This is a genomic window from Streptomyces acidicola, assembly GCF_009377235.1.
Lineage (GTDB): Bacteria > Actinomycetota > Actinomycetes > Streptomycetales > Streptomycetaceae > Streptomyces > Streptomyces acidicola.
Genome location: NZ_VMNX01000109.1, coordinates 1 through 23,071, shown reverse-complemented (window position 1 = coordinate 23,071; position 23,071 = coordinate 1). Strand labels below are relative to the sequence as shown.

Here is a 23,071-nt window from a genome sequence, read left to right as displayed (position 1 = left end):
CGTCGCAAGGAGTACATCCCATGCCCAACCCGGAAGCGGGCCCGGCTGCTTCGGCACGCCGCGTGCTCGCCGTGATCCCCGCGCGCGGCGGCTCCAAGGGCGTCCCCGCGAAGAACCTCGCCCCGGTCGGCGGCGTCCCGCTGGTCGCCCGCGCCGTGCGCGAGTGCCGGGCCGCCCGGCTGGTGACGGACGTCGTGGTCTCCACCGACGACCAGGCCATCGCGGCCGCCGCCCGTGAGGCCGGCGCCGAGGTCGTGCTGCGCCCGGCCGCCATCGCGGGTGACACCGCCACCTCCGAGGCCGCGGTCCTGCACGCGGTGGACGCGCACGAAGCCCGCCACGACGCTTCGGTGGACGTCGTCCTCCTGGTCCAGTGCACCAGCCCGTTCATCGTCCGCGAGGACATCGACGGTGTAGCGGCCGCGATCGTCGAGAACGGCGCCGACACCGCGCTCACCGTCGCCCCCTTCCACGGGTTCATCTGGCGGGACGCCGCGGACGACCCCTCGGTCGTCGAGTCCACCCGCACGGGAGCCGTGGGCGGCACCACGACGGTCACCCACGCCACGGACACCGACGGCGGCTACGGCGTCAACCACGACAAGTCGTTCCGCCCCCGCCGCCAGGACCGCCCCCAGGACCTCCTGGAGACCGGTGCCGCCTATGCGATGGACGCGGCCGGCCTGCGCAAGCACCAGCACCGCTTCTTCGGCCGTACGGAACTGGTGCGCACCGACCCCGCGCGGGTCCTGGAGATCGACGACCCGCACGACCTGGCCCGCGCCCGCGCGCTGGCTCCCCTCTTCGACGCGGACCGTCCTGGTTCGCTGCCGACCGCTCAGGACGTTGACGCGGTCGTCCTCGACTTCGACGGCACCCAGACCGACGACCGGGTGCTGATCGACTCCGACGGACGGGAGTTCGTCTCCGTGCACCGCGGGGACGGACTCGGCATCGCGGCCCTCCGCAAGAGCGGCCTGAAGATGCTGGTCCTGTCCACGGAACAGAACCCTGTGGTCGCCGCCCGGGCCCGGAAGCTCAAGATCCCGGTCCTCCACGGCATCGACCGCAAGGACCTCGCACTGAAGCAGTGGTGCGAGGAGCAGGGCATCGCGCCTGAGCGCGTGCTCTACGTCGGCAACGACGTCAACGACCTCCCGTGCTTCGCCCTCGTCGGCTGGCCCGTGGCGGTCGCGAGCGCCCACGACGTCGTGCGCGGCGCCGCACGCGCGGTCACCACCGTCCCCGGTGGCGACGGCGCGATCCGAGAGATCGCCGGCTGGATCCTCGGACCCTCTCTCGACTCTCTCGACCCTCTCGACAAGTAAGGAACGTTTCTCATGAGCTCCAACTCCCGCCTGCGTGCCTTCGGTTCGCGTACCGCCGGTCCCGGCCAGCCCGTCTACGTCTGTGGCGAGATCGGCATCAACCACAACGGCGACCTGGAGAACGCGTTCAAGCTGATCGACGTGGCCGCCGAGGCCGGCTGCGACGCGGTCAAGTTCCAGAAGCGCACGCCGGAGATCTGCACCCCGCGCGACCAGTGGGACATCGAGCGCGACACCCCCTGGGGCCGCATGACCTACATCGACTACCGCCACCGTGTGGAGTTCGGTGAGGACGAGTACCGCCAGATCGACGCGCACTGCAAGGAGAAGGGGATCGACTGGTTCGCCTCCCCGTGGGACACCGAGGCCGTCGCCTTCCTGGAGAAGTTCGACGTCCCGGCCCACAAGGTGGCCTCGGCCTCCCTGACCGACGACGAGCTGCTGCGCGCCCTGCGCGGCACCGGCCGCACGGTCATCCTCTCCACGGGCATGTCGACCCCGAAGCAGATCCGCCACGCGGTCGAGGTCCTGGGCAGCGACAACATCCTCCTGTGCCACGCCACGTCGACGTACCCGTCGAAGGCCGAGGAGCTCAACCTGCGCGTCATCAACACCCTGCAGGCCGAGTACCCGAACGTCCCGATCGGCTACTCCGGTCACGAGACGGGCCTGCAGACCACGCTCGCCGCGGTCGCCCTGGGCGCCACCTTCGTCGAGCGTCACATCACCCTCGACCGTGCCATGTGGGGCTCGGACCAGGCCGCGTCCGTGGAGCCGCAGGGCCTCGCGCGCCTCGTCCGCGACATCCGCACCATCGAGGCGTCCCTCGGCGACGGCATCAAGAAGGTGTACGACTCCGAGCTCGGCCCGATGAAGAAGCTGCGCCGTGTCCAGGGCGTCGTCGCCGAGGCGGAGATCGCCGCGGCGGCGGGCGAGCCGGTCACGGTCTGATCCCCTCCACCCCCACACCAAGGGAAGCGACGGTCGTACGTCGATGAGCCCCCGCGCCGGATCAGCCGGCCCCCACACTCTCGCCTTCGTCGAGAGCCCGGTACAGCTCCTGAACGTCCTGGAGTGGGCGCACGCCCACGCCCTCGGCACGGAGTCGGACACCGCGCGGGCCCCCGGCGCGGGGCTCACCCTTGTCGTCCTCTCACCCAACGACCCCATGACCCGGGGCCAGTTGCGCCGTATGGCGGAGCTGGCGCGGGACGAGGGGTACCAGGTGCGGTGGGAGGAGGCGCGGGGCGGCACGACGGCCCCGTTCCACACGATCGCGGGCCTCGCGCCCTTGCTGCGCAAGGCGGCACGGGTCGTCATGGGCGACCCGTTCTCCCGCTACGTACAACTCCTGCTCACCATCACCCGGGCCCAGGACCTGGTGGTCGTGGACGACGGCACGGCGACCATGGAGTTCGTCTCCCAGCTCGCCCGCGGCGAACGCCTGGTGCGCTGGCACCGCAAGGGCGGCCGCCCCGGCCCCCGCGACCTGCTCTTCGCCCCGGTCTCCTCCAAGGCCCGCCACCGCCTCACCCCCGGTGAGAACCGGCACGTGGAGGTCTTCTCCTCCATGCCGATCGACGAGACCCCCAACGGCGTCACGGTCACCGCGAACGGCTTCGCCTGGACCCGCGCCCGCTTCGGCCCGCCGCGTATCACCAAGGGCGCCGACATGGTCGGTACGTCCCTGGTCGAGACGGGCGTCGTGGACGGCGACCGCTACCTCGAGGCGGTCCGGGCCCTCGCCCGCGCCCACGGCGCGACCCGCTACTTCGCCCACCGCCGCGAGAGCACCGACAAGCTCCACCGGCTGGCCCAGGAGACGGGCCTGGAGGTGGTCCGCCCGGACCTCCCCCTGGAACTCATCGCCCGCCGCGGCCCCATCGGCAGCACGATCCTGAGCTTCCCGTCGACCGTGGTCCACACCCTGCCGCTCGCCCTGGCAGGCACGGACGTCAAGGTCGCCGTCTGCGACATCGACCCCACCTGGCTGACGGACAACGCCTCGCCTCGCGCGCAGGGCTTCCTGTCCGGGGTGACGGGGACGGCGCGGGATGTGCATCGGTTGTCGGCGGTTACGTCGGCGTAGGGGCTGGGGGCGGCGACGTCGGCGTAGGCCTCGCGGTCCTCAGAGCTGTACGGCGAGCGAGTAGAAGCGGGTGATCTGCTGTGCGTTGCCGTTGTCGTCGGTCACCATCAGCAGGGAGCGCCGCCCCCGGTACGGGCCGTCGCTCAGCGTGTCGCCCAGTGCCATGCCCTCGACGTTGCCCAGCAGCGGGTTGGCCTGCGTCCCCTTGAGCGCCACCTCACCCGGGCTGCCCGCGGGGCAGTCGGCGAGGTCGAACAGCAGCGAGCTGGTGAGGGATTCATCGGCGGGCGTGTCGTACAGCGACTTCTTCCGTGTCACATCCATGGCCTTGGGCCCCAGGGTGACGTCCTTGACCCGTATCGCGTTGCCCAGGCCCGCCGAGTACTGCCTCTCCAGAGCCAGGAGCCGGTTGTCGTCGACCGCCACCAGCTCTACCAGACTCAGCCCCTCGTCGGTGCGGTAGGCGTACTGGTTGTCCAGGGTGTACGACCCGCCGGGGGTGCCGGTGTAGCGCTGGATGCGCAGGAGGTTCTTGCCCCGGTCGTCGCCGTCCTGGGCGAGAGGTGACTCCAGACCGACGTACAGGTACTTGCCGCTCGGTGTGAGGGCGAGCGACTCGATCGTGCGGCCCGCCATGGCGCCGCCGTCGGGCCAGACACGGAAACCCTTGGGCAGGGGGAGGTCGGGCCCCTTCTGAAGGCCGTTGTCGAGGTCGAAGCGGCGGATCGCGGGCCCTGTCTCGGAGGCGACGAGCGCTGTCCGCCCACCCTTCTCGACGGCGATCGCCTCCCCGTCGAACCATCGGCCGAGCTCGCTGCCGTCCGCCTTGCGCAGGGTCGTGGCCCTCTGGGCCCGTAGCCCGAGGGCTTCGGGTGTGCCGATGTCGATGGGAAAGATCCGTCCCGGTTCGTTGTCGGCGATCGCGTACACCGTGCGATGGCCGTCGGGATCGAAGGCCAGGCCCGACAGGCCCTCGACCCCCTCGTTGTCGACCTCCTGCTTGTCGAGCGCGTCGGAGTGGTCCAGCAGGGCGGCCCGGGAGGAGCAGTCGCCCCGGGCCTCCCTGTGCGCGGGCGGGTGCAGTCGGTCCCACGCGGGCGGTGCCGCGAGGCCGATACCGAGGCCTACGGCGAGCCCCGAGGCGAGCGCCATGAGCAGCCTGCGGCGGATGCGGCCGGGCGGCAGGGCCGGAACCCCCGCATGCGTGGGGGTGTGCTCCGGTACGGGACGTTTCGCCGCGTTACGTACGAAGCCGAGGCCCGAGAGCCCGTTCTCGTCCTGGGCGCGTGCTTCCTGAGGCTCGGTCAGCTTCAGGGTGCTCATCTTCTTCCGGACGAGCCGGAACACCTCGCCCAGGGTGAGCACTTCGCCGCCGCCGGTGTCGCCCTTGCTGAGGACGTCCACCAGGGCCCCGGTGAACGCGGAGCATTTGTCGGGGTCGGGGGCGTGGGAGAGGCGGTTGTGCGCCGTGGACGTCAACGCGTACGTTCCGGCGTCGAGTTGCGTCAGGGTGCTCAACGCCAGTTCGGCGCTGTCCGGGGCGGAGTACGACTCTCCCTCGTCCCGGATCCATTTGCCGCTGAAGCAGCAGTCGAGGATGAGAACGACGCGCCGGGCGGAACTCTTCTCGATCGCGCCCCGGAGGTGGCGGGTGTCGACCCAACCCGCAGGACGGCCGAGCCGCGACTTGGGCAGGGTCAGATACAGACGTTGATCGGTACCCAGCAGCCCGTGACCCGCGTAGTACACGATCAGCGTGTCCTCGGCACGTGCGCCCGCCTCTTCGACGGCGTCCATGATCTCGGGCGCCTCGGCCGGATTGGGCAGGGTGATGACGCGACCCTCGGGGAACCCTCCGATGTCCTGGTCGAGGAAGACCTTCCGGAGGCCGGCGAGGTTGTGCTTGACGCTGTTGAGCTTCTCCAGGCCGTCATGTGCGCTGCCGCTGTAGGCGTCGACCCCGATCAGCAGGCAGACCGACCGGGACGGGTCGAGCCGCTGGGGCGCCCCGGGCGTTCGTGCCGCGGTGGGGTCGGCGGAGTCAGGAGACGAGGCCGCGGGGACGACAGGCTCGGTCACCGTCTGTCCCCGTTGCCGCCGCTGTCTCCGTCGTCGCTGCTGTCGCCGGGATCACGGTTGTGGTCGGCGGGCTGGGTGCCGGGGGAGACGGTCGGTTCATGGGACTCGTCGCGGACCTGGGGTACGAGCCCGGCAGCGCGCAGCGCCGCCGCGAGCTGTTCCGCCTGTCCCGGATCTCCTCCGAGGACGGTGACATTGACGGTGGTGGTCGGCCGACGTCCCTGCCGCCACGCCCGAACGCTGTCCACGAGCTGGAGCCCAAGGGACAGTGCTCCGCACAGCGCCCCGATCTCCTCGGGCCCGATCCCCATCCGCCCTTGCGCCGCGCCGACCACGGCTTCGATCCGCACGCCGGCGAGCCGCAGATCGCGATCGTCCCTGAGCCACTCGTGGAGTGACCGTATGTCCTGCCTCTGATCCTCGTCCTGGTCACTGCCCCCGGCCCAGAACCTGATCTCCACTTGTTTCTCCCCCGCCCGTCCGGCCGCCCTGCGCACCACACGTCCGCTCTGAAGGTTCGCACAACATGGTGGCAGCAAGGGGAAGTCGAGGTGAAGAAGCCGGGGGTGGCCGCAAGGAAACCGAGATGTGCGGGCGGGTTGCCGCGGGGCAGTCTCCTGCCGGTTGTGACGTGGACCTGGCGGCAAGGGCCCCTTCGCGGAGCCGATCGGTGGTGTGGCCGAGCTGTGTGATGATGCACGGACAATAGCCGCCCGCGGGGGCGGACCGGGTGCGGGAGAAAGGGCGGGAGCGCAGCGTGGGCAAGGACGGGGGATCCATACCGGACGAGGAGTGGGAGCGCTTCCTACGAAACGCCGAGACCGGGACTCAGGGTGGGCCCAAGGAGCCCTCGGCGCGGGCCCGGATGGTGGCGCGGCGGCTGCGGGAACAGCCCGGTCCGCCGGAAGGGTGGCGAACTCACCAACCGGCCCGGCGGCGACGGAGCAAGGGCTGGTACGCGGTCGGACTGCTGGTGGCGGCCGGACTGCTGGTGGTGGCAGTGGCTCCGGAGCGGGTGGCCGGATGGATCGCGGGCGGAGACGGCGAAAGTGCGCCGCTCGCCGCGGAGTCGCAACGTCCGAGCAAACCGCCGGCGACGGAGACCGCCCAACTTCCCACAGTGGAGCAGCCGTTCAAGGGATCGCCGGCGGTGCGCTGGGCCGACGGTGCGGCTGGGATCCATCTGCCGGCCGCACGGGCGACCGGTTGGATGAGCAAGGAGCAGGTCGAGAAGGCGCTCGACCGGAGTCGGGACTTCCTTGCCGAGTCCAGTCTGGATGCCGGTGTGCTGAGCGGGGAGCGGCCGCGGAAGGCGATCGCGTTGATCAATCCGCATCAGCAGGATGTCCAGGACTACCTGGCTGCCGCGTTCCGCGCGCCCAGCCGCGAGGACGATCCTCTGTTGCTGTTCAGCCGGTTCGAGGATTCGAAGGTGCGGCTGGTCGGTGACGTGGTCAAGACGCGAGGACGGATCACGTTCCGGGAAGGCGAGCGCGGTGCGGTCGAGGTGACGGCCGATGTCACGTACGTCTATCCGGTCGTACGCGCCGCGGAGGGAAGCGACGAAGTCGCGCGCACCATCGTGCGCCGCGAGGTCGTGATGAGCTGGGACGACCCGGCCAAGGTGATCGTCGAGCCGGGGACGTTCTCCTTCGTGTCCTACAAGGTGGACACCACCAACGGCGGCTGCGACACCTTCACCGGCTACTTCAACCCCGAGTTCAGGGCCGAGCGCGCGACCTCGGGCCAGGGAGACGATCGCGAGGTCGATCCGTACGACCGGAGCGACTCGATGGACGAGCGCATGCGGGACGCCGACGACGAGGGGTGCGGGACCGCCACACGGTCGTAAGCGGCGGTGGCTCATGCGACGGCCAGGTCGCCGTCGCCGTCGGTTCTCTCCCGTTCCTCCGTTTGGGGATACCTCGTCCACTTGTTCGGTGGTTTACCCGCTGTCTGATTTGTTCAGTATGTCGGGGTCGGTGTGGCTCCTCCATACCGTCAGCGAGGAAGAGGAGAGAACTCCATGCGTCGCATCCGCTCGTTCGCCGTCGCCGCAGCCGCCTTGGTCACGGCCTTGGGCGTCGTACCCGCCGCGAACGCGGCCCCCGCGGCACCCGGCAGCCGGGCCGCCTACAACTGCACCCCCGGATACTTCTGCATCTACAGCGACTGGGACGGCGGCGGGACCCGCTGTCAGTGGCAGAGCGAGAGGAGGGCGAACACCGCCGACGACTGCTCCTTCATCCGCAGGGGGCAGAACGTACGCTCGCTGTGGAACGGGACCGGGCACCGTAAGCAGTACTACAAGGGCACCAACTACCAGTCCCGTGTCGGCTCCACCCCCGCGGGCGCGGGCGGCAACCTGCAGGGCAACTACCAGATCCGTTCGTTCAAGCCCCAGTAGGGCTGTGGTCTGACCACAGGGCGCCTCGGCGGAGGCGCCCTGTTCTCTTGACTGAGCTCGGTTAGTCGGCCCGGCTTCGGTTCGGCGTTCAGGCCTTCACGACGTCCTGCTTGACGGTTGCCATGAGGGCAGCCAGCGCCGCACGGCTCGTGTGGAGGACGACGTCCGGTTCGTCGCTCTCGCGGAGGTGGAGAGTGGTGTCGGGGGCGGTGGCGAGGTAGACGCAGGAGGAGGCCTCCTGGCTGTACGACGACTTCTGCCAACGGAGTTCGGGCATGGGTGGGCTCCTCTACAGGTCTTTGATCAGATGGGCGACGAAGTGGCGCGACTTGGCCGGGCCCAAGGCGGCGGCCGACATGCGATCCAGTACGAGGCGGTAGCGCTCCAACTGGGGTGGTGAGTCGATGAGTTCACCACCGTGATCGGTGTAGATCTGGACTGTGTCGAGTTGGCGTACGGGGCCGTGGAAGTAGTCGATGCCCTGGCCCGATGTGTGGAAGGGGCCGACGTCGAAGGGCACCACCATCAGCGTGACGTGCTCCAGTTCGCTCGTCTCGACGAGGTGCGTCAACTGGCAGCGCATGGTGGCCCGGTCGCCGAATCGCGCCGCTCGCGCATCGCCCGTATGACCCTGCGGGCCGTGCTCCCGGCGTACGGGATGGGTGAACTGCTCGACACCGCCGAGCTCTTGGCCTCCGAGCTGGTCACCAACGCCTACCAGCACACCAAAGGGCCGGCATTCCTGCGGCTGCGCGGGCTTGACGGGCTCGATGCCGAGCCCCGGAGCGGGGTGAGGGTCACCGTGTGGGACACGGACCCCTACGTGCCCTCGCCGTTCGGCAAGCCGCCCGCGCGGCGCAGTTCGCTGGGCGCCGGGCAGGGGCAGGCGGAACAGGCGGACGAGCGATCCCTCGGCGGGCGCGGGCTGGTCCTCGTACGCGAGTGGGCCGACAGCTGGGGCGGGTGCCCGCTCGGTGACGATCTGTTCGGACGTGGCGGGAAGCTGCTCTGGTTCGAGCTGGAGAACCGGTCGGCGACGGACGTGCAGGTCGTGGCGTGACTGGCGCGGCTCGCGGCATGCCCGTCACGGTGAGCTACCTCGTACGGGGGGAGCGGGACGCAAGCCGCGCCGCGCGTCTCGCCCGGCACTACCCTGGAGGCATCGACACGACCTGTACTCAGCGGAGGACCGTGGTGACCACCATGATCGAGCGCCCGGCGGCCATAGACGCATCCGGGTCCGGAGCCTTCGAGGACATGCTCCGGACCGTCGAGGAACTGGACACACCTGACGGCTACAAGGCCGAGCTCATCCGGGGGAAGATCGTCGTGTCGCCGTGGTCGAAGCTGCGTTACCTGCGCCCGATGCGGCGGCTGCGCAGCCAAGTGGAGGCATACGCGCCGGAGGGCCACGTCACAGAGACCTCTCCCTTCCTCTTCACGTTCCCTTCGTCCGAGCGCGGTTTCGGTCCCGACCTCTTCGTCGCCGACGAAGCCGCCTTCGACACCGAAGGCCGCCACGCCGACGGTGCCGCGCTCTCCCTGGTCGCCGAGCTGACCTCCCTGTCCACCAAGGACACCGACTGGCTCGACAAGCTGGACACCTACGGGCGCGTGGTCCCCGTGTACCTCGTCCTCGACATGCAGGTCCAGGAGATCACCGCGTTCTGGGACCCGTCACCCAAGGGCTACCGCTCGCGCACGACCGTGCCCTTCGGGCGAGCCCTCCACGTCCCCGCACCCTTCGACTTCGATCTCGACACCTCCGGGTTCGCCGTTACCCCGGAGAGTGCGGAGGGCGAGAGCGAAGACCGGGGGACGGCAACCAGCGGACCGGCCTGACCCGGCGGCCGCCCGAGTGGGCGTCGTGCGGCTCGGCACCGACGAGGCCGCCGGACTCGGCGGCCACTTCTCCGCAGAGTGCGACAGATTTCCGGAAACTGTCGCACTTCCGCGCCCCGCATCCCCGGGGGCACGGTCCCAGCGGCCGCTACCCGAGCCGACCGGAGCCGACCGATCGGAACCACGCCAAGGTTCGTCACACCTCGGCAGGTGTCGGTACGTATCGATCAAGGTCGCGGCCAAAGCCCAATCGTCCCGAAAAGCCGGGCGAGTGTACCCACCCCCCTTGATCCCCATGCGCCGACCGGTCAGATTTTCTTCTCTAACGGGCTGAATTTTTGTTGATCGCGGGTTAGCCGACCGCCCGATCGCCCTACCCTTCATAGGGTGAACCAACTGATGTCCCGAGAGTCCGAGGCCGATCTCCCCGGGGAAGCAGCGCTTCCCGGCGCCCTGCCGGATGCCCTGCGCACCGAACTCGTCGCCTTCCGCCGCGACATGCACATGCACCCCGAGCTCGGTAACCAGGAGTTCCGTACCACCGCCGCGATCAAGGCCCGTCTGGAGAAGGCCGGGCTCGCGCCGCGCGTACTCGAAACAGGGACCGGGCTCCTGTGTGACATCGGTGACTGGGACGGCGGGCGGCCCATGCTCGCCCTGCGGGCCGACATCGACGCCCTGCCGATTCCCGACATGAAGGTCGACTGCTCCTATCGCTCCACCGTGCCCGACCGCGCGCACGCCTGTGGCCACGACGTGCACACCAGCGTCGTCCTCGGCGCCGGGCTCGTCCTCGCCGAGCTGCACCGGAAGGGGCGGCTGCCCCGGCCCGTGCGGCTGATCTTCCAGCCGGCCGAGGAAGTACTGCCCGGCGGCGCGCCCGACGCCATAGAGTCCGGCGCGCTGGAGAACGTGGGGCGGATCATCGGCGTGCACTGCGACCCCAGGGTGGAGGCCGGGCGGATCGGGCTGCGCAACGGGCCCCTCACGTCCGCCTGCGACCGGCTGGAAGTCGCACTCGACGGGCCCGGCGGCCACACCGCGCGTCCCCACCTGACCACCGACCTGGTCACCGCCGCCGCCCGCGTCGCCACCGACGTGCCCGCGCTGGTGGCCCGCCGCGTCGACGCCCGCAGCGGGCTTGCCGTCACCTGGGGACGCATCGAGTCCGGCCACGCCTGCAACGTGATCCCGCAGCACGCCGAACTCTCCGGAACCGTGCGCTGCCTCGACATCGAGGCCTGGCGGCAGGCCCCCGACCTGGTGCACGCGGCCATCGACGAGGTCGCCACCCTCCACCGCGCCAAGTCCCAGATCAACTACGTCCGGGGCGTACCGCCGGTCGTCAACGACCCGGTCGTGACCGAACTGCTGCGCGACGCCATGACCGCGCGCCGCGGCGCGCAGTCCATCGAGGACACCGACCAGAGCCTGGGCGGCGAGGACTTCTCCTGGTACCTGGAGCACGTCCCGGGCGCCATGGCCCGCCTCGGTGTCCGCCGGCCCGGCGACCGTCTGGTCCGCGACCTCCACCAGGGCGACTTCGACGCCGACGAGCACGCCATCACCGTCGGCGTGGAGCTCTTCACCGCGGCCGCCCTCCTCGACGCCGGACGGTAGTCGCGGCCTGGAGGGGCGACCGATCGGCGGTCGCTGCCGGCGTCCCTCCCCGCCCCGCGCGGAACGCGTTCCACCGGCACGTACGAGTCGTGCCGCGCGCACGGAGCGTGAGCAGCACTCAGGGTGTTATGTGTCATTCGTACCTTTTGGCGGCATGGTTCACGCGGACTTAACCGGCCATCGGCACGAATGGATAACAGCCAAGCGGTACCCCGTTCCCTCGATGGTCTACGCGCGTTAATGTGCGCCGAACTCGGCACCCACGGCGGGGGCTGAACCAGCACCCACTGCGGGGCTAGGGAGAATGGGGAACTTCAGGATGCGTCGGATATCCAAACTGACCCGCGTCGCGGTGGGGGTCGCGTCGCTGGCCCTCGCGGCCACGGCCTGTGGCGGTACGAGCAGCGAAGCCGGGAGCGACGGCGGCGAGAGCGGCGGCGACGCGAAGGGGCTCGCCATCGCCTACGACATCGGTGGCAAGGGCGACCAGTCCTTCAACGACGCCGCGTACTCCGGCCTGGAGAAGGCGCAGAAGGAGTTCGGCTACAAGACCGCCGACATCGAGCCGACCGAGGGCGAGACCGACGCCGACAAGGTGCAGCGCCTCACCTCCCTGGCCAAGCAGGGCTACAACCCCATCGTCGGTGTCGGGTTCGCGTACGGCCCCGCGATGGAAGAGGTCGCCAAGAAGTACCCGAAGGTCAGCTTCGGCATCGTCGACTCGGTCGTCGAGGGCGACAACGTGGCCTCCCTGGTCTTCGCCGAGAACGAGGCCTCGTACCTCGCCGGTGTCGCCGCCGCCAAGGCGACCAAGACGAACACCGTCGGTTTCGTCGGCGGCGTGGACGTCCCGCTCATCAACAAGTTCGAGGCCGGTTACAAGCAGGGCGTCGAGGACACCAACCCCAAGGTGAAGGTCCTGTCGCAGTACCTGACGCAGACCGCCGAGGAGGGCGGCTTCTCCAGCCCGGACAAGGGCAAGGCCGCCGCCGAGGCTCAGCTGGAGAAGAACGCCGACGTCGTCTACCAGGCGGCCGGTCTCTCCGGCCAGGGCGTGATCGAGGCCGCCGCCACCGCCAAGAAGTGGGCGATCGGCGTCGACTCCGACCAGTACAAGCAGGAGGCCCTCGCCAAGTACAAGGACTACATCCTGACTTCGGCGACGAAGGACATCGGCGACTCGGTGTACGCGCTGGCCAAGTCCGTCGAGGACGGCAAGCCGCTGACCGGCACGCAGACCTTCGACCTCAAGGTGGACGGCGTCGGCCTGGCCGACAGCAACCCCGAGTTCGCGAAGATCCCCGGTCTCACGGACGCCGTGGCCAAGGCCAAGGAAGGCATCGTCGACGGCTCCATCAAGGTCAAGACCGAGTAGTCGGTAGTCGAAGGTTCCTGGAAACGGGCGGGCGCCCCTGGTGCCCGCCCGCTTGTAGTTGGCGGGGCAGCGCCCCGCAAGGGGCGCGGGGCTGTGACATTTGCGGCTCCGCCGCGTGGGCGCGACCAGCCACAACCAGCCCGCAGCCCTGGACGCAGCCGCACAAAAAACGGCGCTACCAGAACCCGCCCAACCAGCGGAGCGTATCGGCCCCATAACAAGCCGGACCACAGGGTTTCACCCGCAGGTCTACGCGCGTTACTCTGCGGCGGAGCCACCACGCGCCGAAGCCGTGAAGAACCACCGTACGGCGCAGTACGACAGGAGCACACCAATGCGCCGGGTTTCCCGCCTCACGGTCGCAGGCGCAGCGACCGCATCCCTCGCCCTCGCCCTCTCCGCCTGCGGCGGCACCTCGACCGAGGCCTCCTCCTCCCAGGACGCGAAGGGCGACAAGGGCCTCGCCATCGCGTACGACGTCGGCGGCAAGGGCGACCAGTCCTTCAACGACGCCGCGTACGCGGGCCTGCGGAAGGCGGAGAAGGAGTTCGGTTACGAGACCACCGATGTCGAGCCCACCGACGGCGAGACGGACGCCGACAAGACCCAGCGCCTGGTCTCCCTGGCCAAGCAGGGCCACAACCCGGTGATCGGTGTCGGCTACGCCTACGCGGCGGCCGTGAAGGAGGCCGCGGCGAAGTACCCGGACGTCACGTTCGGCATCGTCGACGACTCCACCATCGAGGCGGAGAACGTCGCGGACCTGGTCTTCTCCGAGGAGCAGGCCTCGTACCTCGCCGGTGTCGCCGCTGCCAAGGCGACCAGGACGAACACCGTCGGTTTCGTCGGTGGCGTGGACATCCCGCTCATCCACAAGTTCGAGGCTGGCTTCAAGCAGGGCGTCGAGGACACCAACCCCAAGGCGAAGGTCCTCTCGCAGTACCTCACGCAGACCGCGGAGGAGGGCGGCTTCTCCAGCCCCGACAAGGGCAAGACGGCCGCTGAGAGCCAGATCGAGAAGAAGGCCGACGTCGTCTACCAGGCGGCCGGTCTGTCCGGCCAGGGTGTGATCGAGGCCGCCGCCGCCAACAAGGTGTGGGCGATCGGCGTCGACTCGGACCAGTACGGGCAGCAGGCCCTCGCGAAGTACAAGGACTACATCCTCACCTCGGCGACGAAGGACGTGGCCAAGGCGGTGTACAGCCTTGCGAAGTCGGTCGAGGACGGCAAGCCGGAGAGCGGTATCGTACGGGGCGATCTGAAGACCGGTGAGGTCGGCCTCGCGGACTCCAACCCCAAGTTCAAGGACGACACCGAGCTCCAGCAAGCCATTGAAACGGCCAAGGAGAAGATCATCAGCGGCGAGATCAAGGTCAGGACCAGCTGACACAGCAGGGCCTGAAACAGCCAGTAACCGCGGGGTTACCTCCGCTCAACGGGGTACGGGGAGTCTTTCGCCCTGTACCCCGTTGTCGACGGTGCGTCACCCGTTTCGTTGCCATAGGGGTGCCACACGCGTAGGCGACCCCCTTCCACAGGAGAGTGCGCCATCAACGCGTCCAGCAGCCCTCCGGCCGGCGTGGCGGTCAACGGTCAGGCGACCGCCGTCGAACTCGCCGGGATCACCAAGCGATTCCCCGGCGTCGTGGCCAACCACGACATCCACCTCAACGTCCGCAAGGGCACCGTGCACGCCCTCGTCGGCGAGAACGGCGCCGGCAAGTCGACGCTGATGAAGATCCTCTACGGCATGCAGAAGCCGGACGAGGGCACGATCGCGATCGACGGCGAGCAGGTCACCTTCTCGTCGCCGGCCGACGCCATCGCTCGCGGCATCGGCATGGTCCACCAGCACTTCATGCTCGCCGACAACCTCACGGTGCTGGAGAACGTGGTGCTGGGCAGCGAGAAGCTGCACGGCATCGGCGGCAAGGCGCGCCGCAGGATCAAGGAGATCTCCGACCGCTACGGCCTCGGGGTGCGCCCCGACCTCCTGGTCGAGGAGCTCGGTGTCGCCGCCCGCCAGCGCGTGGAGATCCTCAAGGTCCTCTACCGCGGCGCCCGCACTCTGATCCTGGACGAGCCCACCGCGGTGCTCGTGCCGCAGGAGGTCGACGCGCTCTTCGCCAACCTGCGGGAGCTGAAGTCCGAGGGCCTGTCGGTCATCTTCATCTCCCACAAGCTGGGCGAGGTGCTGTCGGTCGCCGACGAGATCACCGTCATACGCCGCGGCACGACCGTCGGCACGGCCGTGCCCGCCGAGACCAGCCCGCGCCAGCTCGCCGAGCTGATGGTGGGCAGTGAGCTGCCGACCCCGCAGACCGCCGAGTCCACGGTCACCGACCGCCCCGTACTGACCGTCGACAAGCTCCGGCTGGAGGCCCCCGGCGGCAAGGCGCTGCTGGACGACATCAGCTTCACCATCCACGCGGGTGAGGTCCTGGGTCTCGCGGGTGTCGAGGGCAACGGCCAGACCGAGCTCGTCGACGCGCTCATCGGCCTCAAGCACGCCGACTCCGGCGTCATCACGCTGGCCGAGGACGAGATCACCGCCTGGCCCACCCGCAGGCGCCGCGAGCAGGGCATCGGCTACATCCCCGAGGACCGCCACCGCCACGGACTGCTCCTGGAAGCCCCGCTCTGGGAGAACCGTATCCTCGGCCACGTCACCGAGGCGCCCAACGCGAAGGGCTTCTGGCTGGACCCGAAGTCCGCCCAGGAGGACACGCGGCGGATCGTCGAGGCGTACGACGTCCGCACCCCCGGCATCGACGTCACCGCGGCCTCGCTCTCCGGCGGCAACCAGCAGAAGCTGATCGTCGGCCGCGAGATGAGCCACAAGCCGCGCTTCCTGATCGCCGCCCACCCCACCCGCGGGGTGGACGTCGGCGCGCAGGCCCAGATCTGGGACCAGATCCGGGAGGCTCGCCGCGAGGGCCTGGCCGTACTGCTGATCTCCGCCGACCTGGACGAGCTGATCGGTCTGTCCGACACGCTCCGGGTGATCTACAACGGCAAGCTGGTCGCCGACGCCGACCCGGCCACGATCACCCCGGAGGAACTGGGCTCGGCCATGACCGGCGCGGCCACGGGCCACCTCGAACACGAGGAGCCCCCGGCGGACGGGCCGGCGAAGACCTCGGCGGACGACGCCGCCGACACTCCGGCGAACGGTGCCGAGGAGACCCCGGCGGACGGCTCCGCCGAGTCCTCGGCGGACGGTCCCGCCGCGACCCAGGCCAACGGCCCGGGGGAGACCCCGGCGGACGATCCCGCTGAGGCCCAGGCCGGTGACTCCGTCGAGACCCCGGCCGACGGTCCGGCGCACATCCCCTCCCAAGGTCCGGCGAAGACCCAGGCAGACGCCCCCGAAGACGAGGCCCGCTGATGAAGAAGTTCGACAAGGAGCGCGTGCTCCTCGCGGTGGCCGGGCCGGTCATCGCGCTCGCCGTGGCCTTCGCCCTGACCTCGGTGGTGCTGATCGCCTCGGGCAAGAACCCGGTCGAGCCGTACACCCTGATGTTCGAGCAGGCATCGTTCTCCGACATCCAGGTCCTGATCATCAACCAGGCCTCGATGTACTACATCGCGGCGCTCGCGGTCGCCATCGGCTTCCGGATGAACCTGTTCAACATCGGCGTCGACGGCCAGTACCAGCTGGCCGCGATGATCGCGGCGGTCGTCGGCGCCCATGTGAACCTGCCGGCGTTCCTCCAGATCCCGCTGCTGCTGCTGACCGCGGTGTTCACCGGCGCCTTCTGGTCCGGCATAGCCGGTGTCCTCAAGGTCACCCGCGGCGTCAGCGAGGTCGTCGCGACGATCATGCTCAACGCGATCGCGACATCCGTGATCGCCTACCTGTGGCTGCCCTCCGTCTTCGGCGTCAAGGTCGGCAACAACAACACCACCGGCGAGATGCACGAGTCCGGCTGGGTGCCCGGTATCGACCTGGGCGCGGCCGGCGAGATCTACGGCCTGGTGTTCCTCGCCGTCCTGCTCGGCGTCGTCTACTGGGTCGTCCTCAACCGCACCCGCTTCGGCTTCGACCTGCGGGCCTCGGGCGCCTCGGAGAGTGCCGCCGCGGCCAGCGGTGTCGACCCCAAGCGGATGGTGCTCACCGCGATGCTGATCTCCGGCGGCATCGCCGGTCTCGCGGGCCTGCCGATCCTCCTCGGCGACACGCACACCTACAGCCTGAACTTCCCCACCGGCATCGGCTTCCTCGGCATCGGCATCGCCCTGCTCGGCCGGAACAACCCGACCGGCATCGCCTTCGCGGCCCTGCTGTGGGCCTGGCTCGACAAGGCCTCGCCCGAGCTCGACTTCCACGACTACGACAAGGAGATCGCGGTCATCATGCAGGGCCTGATCGTGCTCGCGGTCGTCGTCTCCTACGAGGCCGTGCGCGAGTGGGGTCTGCGCCGCCAGCAGCGCCGCGTCGGCGCGGAGCTCGCCGCCGGTCACGTGCTCGGCGCCACCGCCAGCGCCACCGGCATCGCCGCCGACAACAACGCCCAGAAGGAGGTGGCGGGCCGATGACCACCGCGACCGCTGTCAACCAGCCCACGCTGCAGCCCGCCGCCCCGGCCGGCCGGCGACTGTCGCTGCCCGTCCTGCTGATCATCATCGCCGGCGGCCTCGCGCTGACCTCGCTCGTCCGTATCGTCACCGGCGCCGACGGCATCACCAACGTCAGCCAGATGTCCACCGCGCTGGAGCTGGCCGTTCCGATCGGACTGGCCGGTCTCGGGGGCCTGTGGGCCGAGCGCGCGGGCGTCGTCAACATCGGCCTCGAAGGCATGATGATCCTCGGCACCTGGTTCGGCGCCTGGGCCGGCTACCAGTGGGGCCCGTGGACCGGCGTCCTCGTCGGCATAGCCGGCGGCGCCATCGGCGGCCTCGTGCACGCCCTCGTCACGGTCACCTTCAACGTCAACCACATCGTCTCCGGTGTGGCCATCAACATCCTCGCCCTCGGCGCCACCCGTTATCTGGCCCCCCTCGCCTTCGAGGGCAAGTCGGGCGGTTCGGCCAAGCAGTCCCCGCCGGTGGAGTCCCTCGGCGACTTCACGGTGCCGGGGCTCTCGGACGCGCTCCAGGAGCTCAACCACAAGGGCTGGTTCCTGGTCTCCGACGTCGCGGGCCTGCTCGGCGGCCTGGTCACCCATGTCTCCTGGCTGACCCTGATCGCCGTCGCGCTGATCCCCGGCAGCTGGTGGATCCTGTGGCGCACCGCCTTCGGTCTGCGTCTGCGCTCCTGCGGTGAGAACCCCGTGGCCGCTGAATCGCTCGGCGTCAACGTCTACAAGTACAAGTACCTGGCCGTGATCATCTCCGGCGGACTGGCCGGCCTCGGCGGTGTCTTCCTGTCCATCGTGGCCAACCCTTTCTATCTGGAGGGCCAGGTCAGCGGCCGCGGCTACATCGGTCTCGCCGCGATGATCTTCGGCAACTGGATGCCGGGCGGACTCGCCCTCGGCGCCGGCCTGTTCGGCTACACCGACAGCCTCAACCTGCGCGGCGGCGCCGAGAACGTCCACGCGCTGCTGCTGCTCGGCGCCCTCCTGCTGGTCATCGGCGCCGTCTGGATGGCGGTCCGGAAGAAGTACACCGCCTCCGCGATCACCGTCCTCATCGGCGCCCTGCTGTTCACTTGGTACGTGACCACCGACGAGGTTCCGAACCAGGTCGTCTCCGCCACGCCGTACGTCATCACGCTGATCGTCCTCGCGCTCTCCGCACAGCGGCTGCGGATGCCCAAGGCGGACGGTCTGCCGTACCGGAAGGGACAGGGCAAGTGACATCGCCCGCCCGCGTCGACTGGGACGAGCTGCGGGTGGTGGCCCGGGACGCGATGTCCCGGGCGTACGCCCCGTACTCCGGCTACCCGGTCGGCGTCGCCGCCCTGGTCGACGACGGGCGGATCATCTCGGGCTGCAACGTCGAGAACGCCTCGTACGGTCTCGGACTGTGCGCCGAGTGCGGGCTGGTCTCACAGCTGCAGAACACCGGCGGCGGGCGGCTGACGCACTTCACGTGCGTGGACGGGCAGGGCGACATCCTCGTCCCGTGCGGTCGCTGCCGCCAGCTGCTGTACGAGTTCGGGGGGCCGGACATGCTCCTTCAGACCCCGGAGGGCGTCCTGCCCCTGTCGGAGATGCTGCCGCAGGCGTTCGGCCCGGAGCATCTCACCAAGTAACCCGTGCGGCCCCTCCTGACGACCGGTCTTCAGGGGCCGCCCACTTCCGGAACCCCGGAAGTCACTTTCGGAACCTCGGAAGGAAAGCAAAGCCATGGCCATGGACGCCGTCTCCGTCATCCGTACCAAGCGGGACCGCGGTGAGCTCAGCGACGAACAGATCGACTGGGTCATCGACGCGTACACCCGCGGGGAGGTCGCCGACGAGCAGATGTCGGCGCTCGCGATGGCCATCCTGCTCAACGGCATGGACCGCCGTGAGATCGCCCGCTGGACGGCCGCGATGATCGCCTCCGGTGAGCGCATGGACTTCTCGTCCCTGACCCGCCCGACCGCCGACAAGCACTCCACGGGCGGCGTCGGCGACAAGATCACGCTTCCGCTGGCCCCGCTCGTGGCGGCCTGCGGAGCGGCCGTCCCCCAGCTCTCCGGCCGGGGCCTCGGCCACACGGGCGGCACCCTGGACAAGCTGGAGTCGATCCCCGGCTGGCGCGCCCAGCTCTCGGGCGAGGAGATGCTGTCCGTCCTGGACGGCGTGGGCGCGGTGATCTGCGCGGCGGGCGACGGACTGGCCCCGGCGGACAAGAAGCTGTACGCGCTGCGCGATGTGACGGGCACCGTCGAGGCGATCCCCCTGATCGCCTCCTCGATCATGTCGAAGAAGATCGCCGAGGGGACGGGTTCGCTCGTCCTGGACGTGAAGGTCGGCACGGGTGCCTTCATGAAGACGATCGAGGACGCGCGTGAACTGGCCTCCACGATGGTCGGTCTGGGCACGGACCACGGCGTACGCACGGTCGCCCTGCTCACGGACATGTCCACCCCCCTGGGCCTGACCGCGGGCAACGCCCTGGAGGTCAGGGAGTCGGTGGAGGTGCTCGCGGGCGGCGGCCCGGCTGACGTCGTCGAACTGACCCTGGCCCTGGCGCGCGAGATGCTCGACGCCGCCGGGCTGCGGGACACCGACCCGGCGAAGGCCCTGGCCGACGGCTCGGCGATGGACGTGTGGCGCCGCATGATCAAGGCCCAGGGCGGCGACCCGGACGCTCCGCTGCCGACGTCGAGGGAACAGCACGTCGTCACGGCCCCCTCCTCGGGCGTCCTGACCCGCCTCGACGCCTACGACATCGGCATCGCCGCCTGGCGCCTCGGCGCCGGCCGCGCCCGCAAGGAGGACCCGGTTCAGGCGGCGGCGGGCGTCGAGATGCACGCCAAGCCGGGCGACCCGGTGACCGAGGGCCAGCCCCTGCTCACCCTGCACACGGACACGCCGGAACGGTTCGCCTACGCGTTGGAGGCGGTGGAGGGTTCGTACGACATCGGGGCGGCGGGAACGGACTTCACACCGTCGCCGGTGGTGCTGGAACGCATCGGCTGAGCCGGAGTTTCCCTGTTCGGGCGAACGGGATCGGCGAACGGGACCGGTGGACCGGGGCGAACCGGCGCCGGTCCCGTTCGTCGATGTATGGGCCGGTCCCGTGAAGGTGGCCGGTCCGGCGAATCGGCCGGTGCCGTGAGTCGGCCGGTGCCGTGAAGGTGATCGACGGCGCCGGCCGGTCCCGTGAAGGTGATCGACGGCGTAGGCCGAGCGCACGTCACCCCAGCAACGCCGCGATCACCACCAGCACCGGCACCGAAAGGATCGTCGACAGCAGGATGGACTCCCGGGCCAGTACCTCGCCCACGCGGTAGCGGCTCGCGTAGGTGAAGAGGTTCTGCGCGGCGGGGAGCGCCGAGGTGACGACGACATCGAGCAGGGGTGCGCCGCGGAGCCCGAAGACCCCCGCCGCCAGTGCCCAGGCCGCGGCCGGCTGGCCCACCGACTTGAGGGCGACCGAGAGCAGCACGAGGTGGCGGTCGGAACCGCGGCCCGGGACGGTGCTGCCGCACAGGGAGATACCGAAGGCGAGCAGGACCGCGGGCACCGACATGTTCCCGATCAGCGTCAGCGGATCCATGATCGGCCCCGGTACCGTCAGACCGGACGCCGAGACCGCAACCCCCGCCAGCGAGCCCACCGCGATCGGATTGCGCAGGGGCGTGATCAGCCGCCGCCACAGCGGACCCTTCTGGCCCTGGCCCGACAGGTCCAGGATCGTCAGCGCGATCGGTGTCAGCGCGATCACCTGGAACAGCAGCACCGGCGCCACGAGCGAGGCGTCGCCCAGCACGTACACGGCGATCGGGATGCCCAGATTGCCGGCGTTGACGTAACTGGAGCACAGCGCGCCGATGGTCGTCCGGCCGACGCCCCAGCGCCGTACGACACCGACCGCGACGAAGACGCCGGCCGCCGCTGCCGTGCTCAGCGCGGTGACGAGCAGGCGGTTGGAGAAGATCACTGACAGGTCGGCCTCGGCGAGCGTCGTGAACAACAGGGCCGGTGAGGCCACATGGAACGCGAGCTTGGTCAGCACCTCCCGTCCGTGCTCGCCGAGATATCCGCGGCGTCCGATGACGAAGCCGACGCCGATGACGACGGCGATCACCGCGAAACCCGTCAGCACCCCCTGCACAGGGCCTCCTCGGCGAGGAGGAGGCCGTCGGGTATCGCGGGCGGTGCTGATTCATGGGGCATACACCCAACCCTCGGGGGAGGGCAGGGCACAGGTCAATGTGATCTTTGGCGGACCGCGCGGGCGCGCCCCTCTGGATCGATTGGATCGATCCGGTCCACGGCCCGCGATGAGTCACGAGCTCCAGAACGGTCTACCGAACGTGGATGCCACGACACCCGCTGTACTCATGCTGCTGGGACCCGTCGCCAAGGACGAGGTGCCCCGGCTCTGTGCCGACGTGCGCGCGCTGCTGACGGCGACGGGGGCCGGGGTCGTGGTGTGCGACGTCGCCGGGATCGGACCGGCGGGACTGGCCGCCGTCGACGTACTCGCCCGGCTTCAGCTCACCGCTCGGCGTGCCGGGGGCCGCATCCGGCTGCGCGGCCCCGACCCGGCGCTGCGCGCGCTACTCGGTCTTGTCGGCCTCGCCTTCGAGATGGAGGGGCAGCCCGAAGAGCGGGAACAGGCGCACTGCGTCGAGAAAGCAGTGGAACCCGGCGATCCGGCCCTCTGATATCTCCAGGACCTGAATCGCCCAGGGGGAGAAACCGCCTTTCTCCGGATCCGGCTTGTACTGGGCGAAGCCCGGCAGGCCGTTCACGGCGACCGGCACCAGGTGCGAGCCCGCGCAGGGCGCGCCCAGCGTCGTCATGAAGCCGGTGATGTCGTCCGTGCCGCGCAGCCACAGGTCGAACGGCGGCATCGTCATGACTGCGTCCTCGTGCAGCAGCGCGGTCAGCGCCGCCATGTCGTACCCCTCGAAGGCCGCCATGTAGCGGTCGAGGAGCTTCTGCTGCTCCTCGTCCAGCGGGTCGGATACGGCGCTTTCCGCGTCCTGGCCGCCCGTGTCGGCCAGAGTCGCCCGTGCCCTCTGCAGCGCGCTGTTGACCGACGCCACCGAGGTTTCGAGCAACTCGGCGACCTCACTCGCCTTCCAGGCGAGCACCTCGCGGAGGATGAGCACGGCACGCTGCTTGGCGGGCAGCTTCTGCAGGGCCGCGACGAAGGCCAGCCGCACGGACTCCTTCGCGACGGCCGCCTCCGCCGGGTCGCTGGTCGTGGGCAGGACGCGGGCGTCGGGGACGGGCTCCAGCCATGTGTTGTCCGGGCGTGGGGAGAGTGCCGCCTGGGCCAGGGGGGTGGAGTCGCTGAGGTCGACGGGGCGTGCCCGCTTGTTGCCTGCCGTCAGCATGTCCAGGCACACGTTCGTCGCGATGCGGTACAGCCAGGAGCGGAGCGAGGAGCGGCCCTCGAACTTGTCGTAGCTCCGCCAGGCCCGGACCAGGGTGTCCTGCACCGCGTCCTCCGCCTCGAAGGACGAGCCGAGCATCCGGTAGCAGTAACCGGTCAGCTCGACCCGGTACTTCTCCAACTGGAGGTCGAGGTCTGCTGTTGTCGCCGTGCCCTTGCTCATCGTCCACCCACCCCTGTGGCTTGCTCCCTGGCGCGCGTCTTCACGCCCAGCACTTCGGAAGCTACCGCAGCCCACTGACAACGGCCCCTCGGCAGAGGAAGGTGCAGGTCAGGCGAGTGTCCGCTCGCCCAGGGTTTTCCTCGCCCCCGCCGCCCCTACC

The 23,071-nt window shown here is 69.9% G+C and carries 22 protein-coding genes; 16 read left to right on the top strand and 6 right to left on the bottom strand.

The genetic code is table 11. The annotated features are described in order from the left end of the window. The first annotated feature begins 20 nt into the window (after positions 1–20). Genes FPZ41_RS25870 through FPZ41_RS25860 form a run of 3 tightly spaced genes read left to right on the top strand, consistent with a single transcriptional unit; the run spans position 21 to position 3,417 of the window. On the top strand, positions 21–1,328 hold the full coding sequence (locus FPZ41_RS25870) for an N-acylneuraminate cytidylyltransferase (RefSeq protein WP_152866090.1): 1,308 nt from the start codon (positions 21–23) through the stop codon (positions 1,326–1,328). Positions 1,329–1,340: 12 nt separating this feature from the next. Then, complete coding sequence (locus tag FPZ41_RS25865) at positions 1,341–2,279, top strand: N-acetylneuraminate synthase family protein (RefSeq protein WP_152866089.1); 939 nt, start codon at positions 1,341–1,343, stop codon at positions 2,277–2,279. Between the two features lie 43 nt (positions 2,280–2,322). Further along, positions 2,323–3,417: a hypothetical protein gene (locus tag FPZ41_RS25860; RefSeq protein WP_152866088.1), complete on the top strand. Its 1,095-nt coding sequence runs from the start codon at positions 2,323–2,325 to the stop codon at positions 3,415–3,417. Positions 3,418–3,456: 39 nt separating this feature from the next. Here the strand turns inward: FPZ41_RS25860 and FPZ41_RS25855 are convergent, their stop codons facing one another. After that, positions 3,457–5,496, bottom strand: coding sequence for a caspase, EACC1-associated type (locus FPZ41_RS25855; protein WP_322620724.1), 2,040 nt, complete (start codon positions 5,494–5,496; stop codon positions 3,457–3,459). After that, positions 5,493–5,957: an effector-associated constant component EACC1 gene (locus FPZ41_RS25850; RefSeq protein ID WP_152866087.1), complete on the bottom strand. Its 465-nt coding sequence runs from the start codon at positions 5,955–5,957 to the stop codon at positions 5,493–5,495. Before FPZ41_RS25850 ends, FPZ41_RS25855 begins: the two co-directional genes overlap by 4 nt. Before the next feature lie 296 nt (positions 5,958–6,253). On the opposite strand from FPZ41_RS25850, the gene FPZ41_RS25845 reads away from it, so the two are divergent. Continuing rightward, positions 6,254–7,348: a hypothetical protein gene (locus FPZ41_RS25845; RefSeq protein ID WP_322620723.1), complete on the top strand. Its 1,095-nt coding sequence runs from the start codon at positions 6,254–6,256 to the stop codon at positions 7,346–7,348. 174 nt (positions 7,349–7,522) lie between these two features. After that, complete coding sequence (locus FPZ41_RS25840; RefSeq protein ID WP_131564513.1) at positions 7,523–7,903, top strand: peptidase inhibitor family I36 protein; 381 nt, start codon at positions 7,523–7,525, stop codon at positions 7,901–7,903. Positions 7,904–7,991: 88 nt separating this feature from the next. Here FPZ41_RS25840 and FPZ41_RS25835 read toward each other — a convergent pair whose 3' ends face one another. Both FPZ41_RS25835 and FPZ41_RS25830 read right to left on the bottom strand, forming a co-directional pair. Next, positions 7,992–8,180: a DUF397 domain-containing protein gene (locus FPZ41_RS25835; protein ID WP_152866086.1), complete on the bottom strand. Its 189-nt coding sequence runs from the start codon at positions 8,178–8,180 to the stop codon at positions 7,992–7,994. Between the two features lie 12 nt (positions 8,181–8,192). After that, positions 8,193–8,474 carry a Scr1 family TA system antitoxin-like transcriptional regulator gene (locus tag FPZ41_RS25830; RefSeq protein ID WP_152866085.1) on the bottom strand — a complete coding sequence of 94 codons (282 nt, stop codon included), beginning with the start codon at positions 8,472–8,474 and terminating at the stop codon, positions 8,193–8,195. Between FPZ41_RS25830 and FPZ41_RS25825 the strand changes: the two genes are divergently transcribed. From FPZ41_RS25825 to FPZ41_RS25780, 10 genes are all read left to right on the top strand, one after another. Further along, on the top strand, positions 8,466–8,963 hold the full coding sequence (locus tag FPZ41_RS25825; protein WP_322620722.1) for an ATP-binding protein: 498 nt from the start codon (positions 8,466–8,468) through the stop codon (positions 8,961–8,963). The genes FPZ41_RS25830 and FPZ41_RS25825 overlap by 9 nt on opposite strands. A 143-nt stretch (positions 8,964–9,106) precedes the next feature. Then, entirely contained in the window at positions 9,107–9,745 is a 639-nt protein-coding gene (locus FPZ41_RS25820) for a Uma2 family endonuclease (RefSeq protein ID WP_152866096.1), read from the top strand. A gap of 399 nt (positions 9,746–10,144) precedes the next feature. Continuing rightward, positions 10,145–11,365, top strand: coding sequence for an amidohydrolase (locus tag FPZ41_RS25815; RefSeq protein ID WP_131564521.1), 1,221 nt, complete (start codon positions 10,145–10,147; stop codon positions 11,363–11,365). Positions 11,366–11,684: 319 nt separating this feature from the next. Beyond that, positions 11,685–12,740, top strand: coding sequence for a BMP family lipoprotein (locus tag FPZ41_RS25810; protein ID WP_152866084.1), 1,056 nt, complete (start codon positions 11,685–11,687; stop codon positions 12,738–12,740). Between the two features lie 334 nt (positions 12,741–13,074). Next, positions 13,075–14,127: a BMP family lipoprotein gene (locus FPZ41_RS25805; RefSeq protein WP_152866083.1), complete on the top strand. Its 1,053-nt coding sequence runs from the start codon at positions 13,075–13,077 to the stop codon at positions 14,125–14,127. Positions 14,128–14,319: 192 nt separating this feature from the next. Beyond that, positions 14,320–16,128 (top strand): ATP-binding cassette domain-containing protein, encoded by a 1,809-nt coding sequence (locus tag FPZ41_RS25800; RefSeq protein WP_456154446.1) that lies wholly within the window; start codon positions 14,320–14,322, stop codon positions 16,126–16,128. Further along, positions 16,128–17,279 (top strand): ABC transporter permease, encoded by a 1,152-nt coding sequence (locus tag FPZ41_RS25795; RefSeq protein ID WP_152866082.1) that lies wholly within the window; start codon positions 16,128–16,130, stop codon positions 17,277–17,279. Before FPZ41_RS25800 ends, FPZ41_RS25795 begins: the two co-directional genes overlap by 1 nt. Then, positions 17,276–18,541 carry an ABC transporter permease gene (locus FPZ41_RS48600; protein ID WP_152866081.1) on the top strand — a complete coding sequence of 422 codons (1,266 nt, stop codon included), beginning with the start codon at positions 17,276–17,278 and terminating at the stop codon, positions 18,539–18,541. Before FPZ41_RS25795 ends, FPZ41_RS48600 begins: the two co-directional genes overlap by 4 nt. Continuing rightward, entirely contained in the window at positions 18,538–18,939 is a 402-nt protein-coding gene (locus FPZ41_RS25785; RefSeq protein ID WP_322620721.1) for a cytidine deaminase, read from the top strand. Before FPZ41_RS48600 ends, FPZ41_RS25785 begins: the two co-directional genes overlap by 4 nt. 94 nt (positions 18,940–19,033) lie before the next feature. Beyond that, positions 19,034–20,317 (top strand): thymidine phosphorylase, encoded by a 1,284-nt coding sequence (locus FPZ41_RS25780; protein WP_152866079.1) that lies wholly within the window; start codon positions 19,034–19,036, stop codon positions 20,315–20,317. A 217-nt stretch (positions 20,318–20,534) separates the two neighbouring features. Here the strand turns inward: FPZ41_RS25780 and FPZ41_RS25775 are convergent, their stop codons facing one another. Then, positions 20,535–21,455: an AEC family transporter gene (locus tag FPZ41_RS25775; protein WP_322620720.1), complete on the bottom strand. Its 921-nt coding sequence runs from the start codon at positions 21,453–21,455 to the stop codon at positions 20,535–20,537. A 169-nt stretch (positions 21,456–21,624) separates the two neighbouring features. Between FPZ41_RS25775 and FPZ41_RS25770 the strand changes: the two genes are divergently transcribed. Beyond that, a complete protein-coding gene (locus FPZ41_RS25770; RefSeq protein WP_152866078.1) occupies positions 21,625–22,011 on the top strand; it encodes an STAS domain-containing protein in 387 nt (128 codons plus the stop codon). Here FPZ41_RS25770 and FPZ41_RS25765 read toward each other — a convergent pair. Continuing rightward, positions 21,904–22,911, bottom strand: a complete 1,008-nt coding sequence (locus tag FPZ41_RS25765) for a sigma-70 family RNA polymerase sigma factor (RefSeq protein ID WP_152866077.1) — start codon at positions 22,909–22,911, stop codon at positions 21,904–21,906. The two genes, FPZ41_RS25770 and FPZ41_RS25765, sit on opposite strands and share 108 nt — an antisense overlap. Between the last annotated feature and the right edge of the window lie 160 nt (positions 22,912–23,071).

Bases quoted from the DNA above. Each gene is read 5' to 3' on its own strand.
- FPZ41_RS25870 (WP_152866090.1), top strand. From the start codon at position 21: ATGCCCAACCCGGAAGCGGGCCCGGCTGCTTCGGCACGCCGCGTGCTC.
- FPZ41_RS25865 (WP_152866089.1), top strand. From the start codon at position 1,341: ATGAGCTCCAACTCCCGCCTGCGTGCCTTCGGTTCGCGTACCGCCGGT.
- FPZ41_RS25860 (WP_152866088.1), top strand. From the start codon at position 2,323: ATGAGCCCCCGCGCCGGATCAGCCGGCCCCCACACTCTCGCCTTCGTC.
- FPZ41_RS25840 (WP_131564513.1), top strand. From the start codon at position 7,523: ATGCGTCGCATCCGCTCGTTCGCCGTCGCCGCAGCCGCCTTGGTCACG.
- FPZ41_RS25835 (WP_152866086.1), bottom strand. From the start codon at position 8,180: ATGCCCGAACTCCGTTGGCAGAAGTCGTCGTACAGCCAGGAGGCCTCC.
- FPZ41_RS25820 (WP_152866096.1), top strand. From the start codon at position 9,107: ATGATCGAGCGCCCGGCGGCCATAGACGCATCCGGGTCCGGAGCCTTC.
- FPZ41_RS25815 (WP_131564521.1), top strand. From the start codon at position 10,145: ATGTCCCGAGAGTCCGAGGCCGATCTCCCCGGGGAAGCAGCGCTTCCC.
- FPZ41_RS25810 (WP_152866084.1), top strand. From the start codon at position 11,685: ATGCGTCGGATATCCAAACTGACCCGCGTCGCGGTGGGGGTCGCGTCG.
- FPZ41_RS25805 (WP_152866083.1), top strand. From the start codon at position 13,075: ATGCGCCGGGTTTCCCGCCTCACGGTCGCAGGCGCAGCGACCGCATCC.
- FPZ41_RS25795 (WP_152866082.1), top strand. From the start codon at position 16,128: ATGAAGAAGTTCGACAAGGAGCGCGTGCTCCTCGCGGTGGCCGGGCCG.
- FPZ41_RS48600 (WP_152866081.1), top strand. From the start codon at position 17,276: ATGACCACCGCGACCGCTGTCAACCAGCCCACGCTGCAGCCCGCCGCC.
- FPZ41_RS25780 (WP_152866079.1), top strand. From the start codon at position 19,034: ATGGCCATGGACGCCGTCTCCGTCATCCGTACCAAGCGGGACCGCGGT.
- FPZ41_RS25770 (WP_152866078.1), top strand. From the start codon at position 21,625: ATGAGTCACGAGCTCCAGAACGGTCTACCGAACGTGGATGCCACGACA.
- FPZ41_RS25765 (WP_152866077.1), bottom strand. From the start codon at position 22,911: ATGAGCAAGGGCACGGCGACAACAGCAGACCTCGACCTCCAGTTGGAG.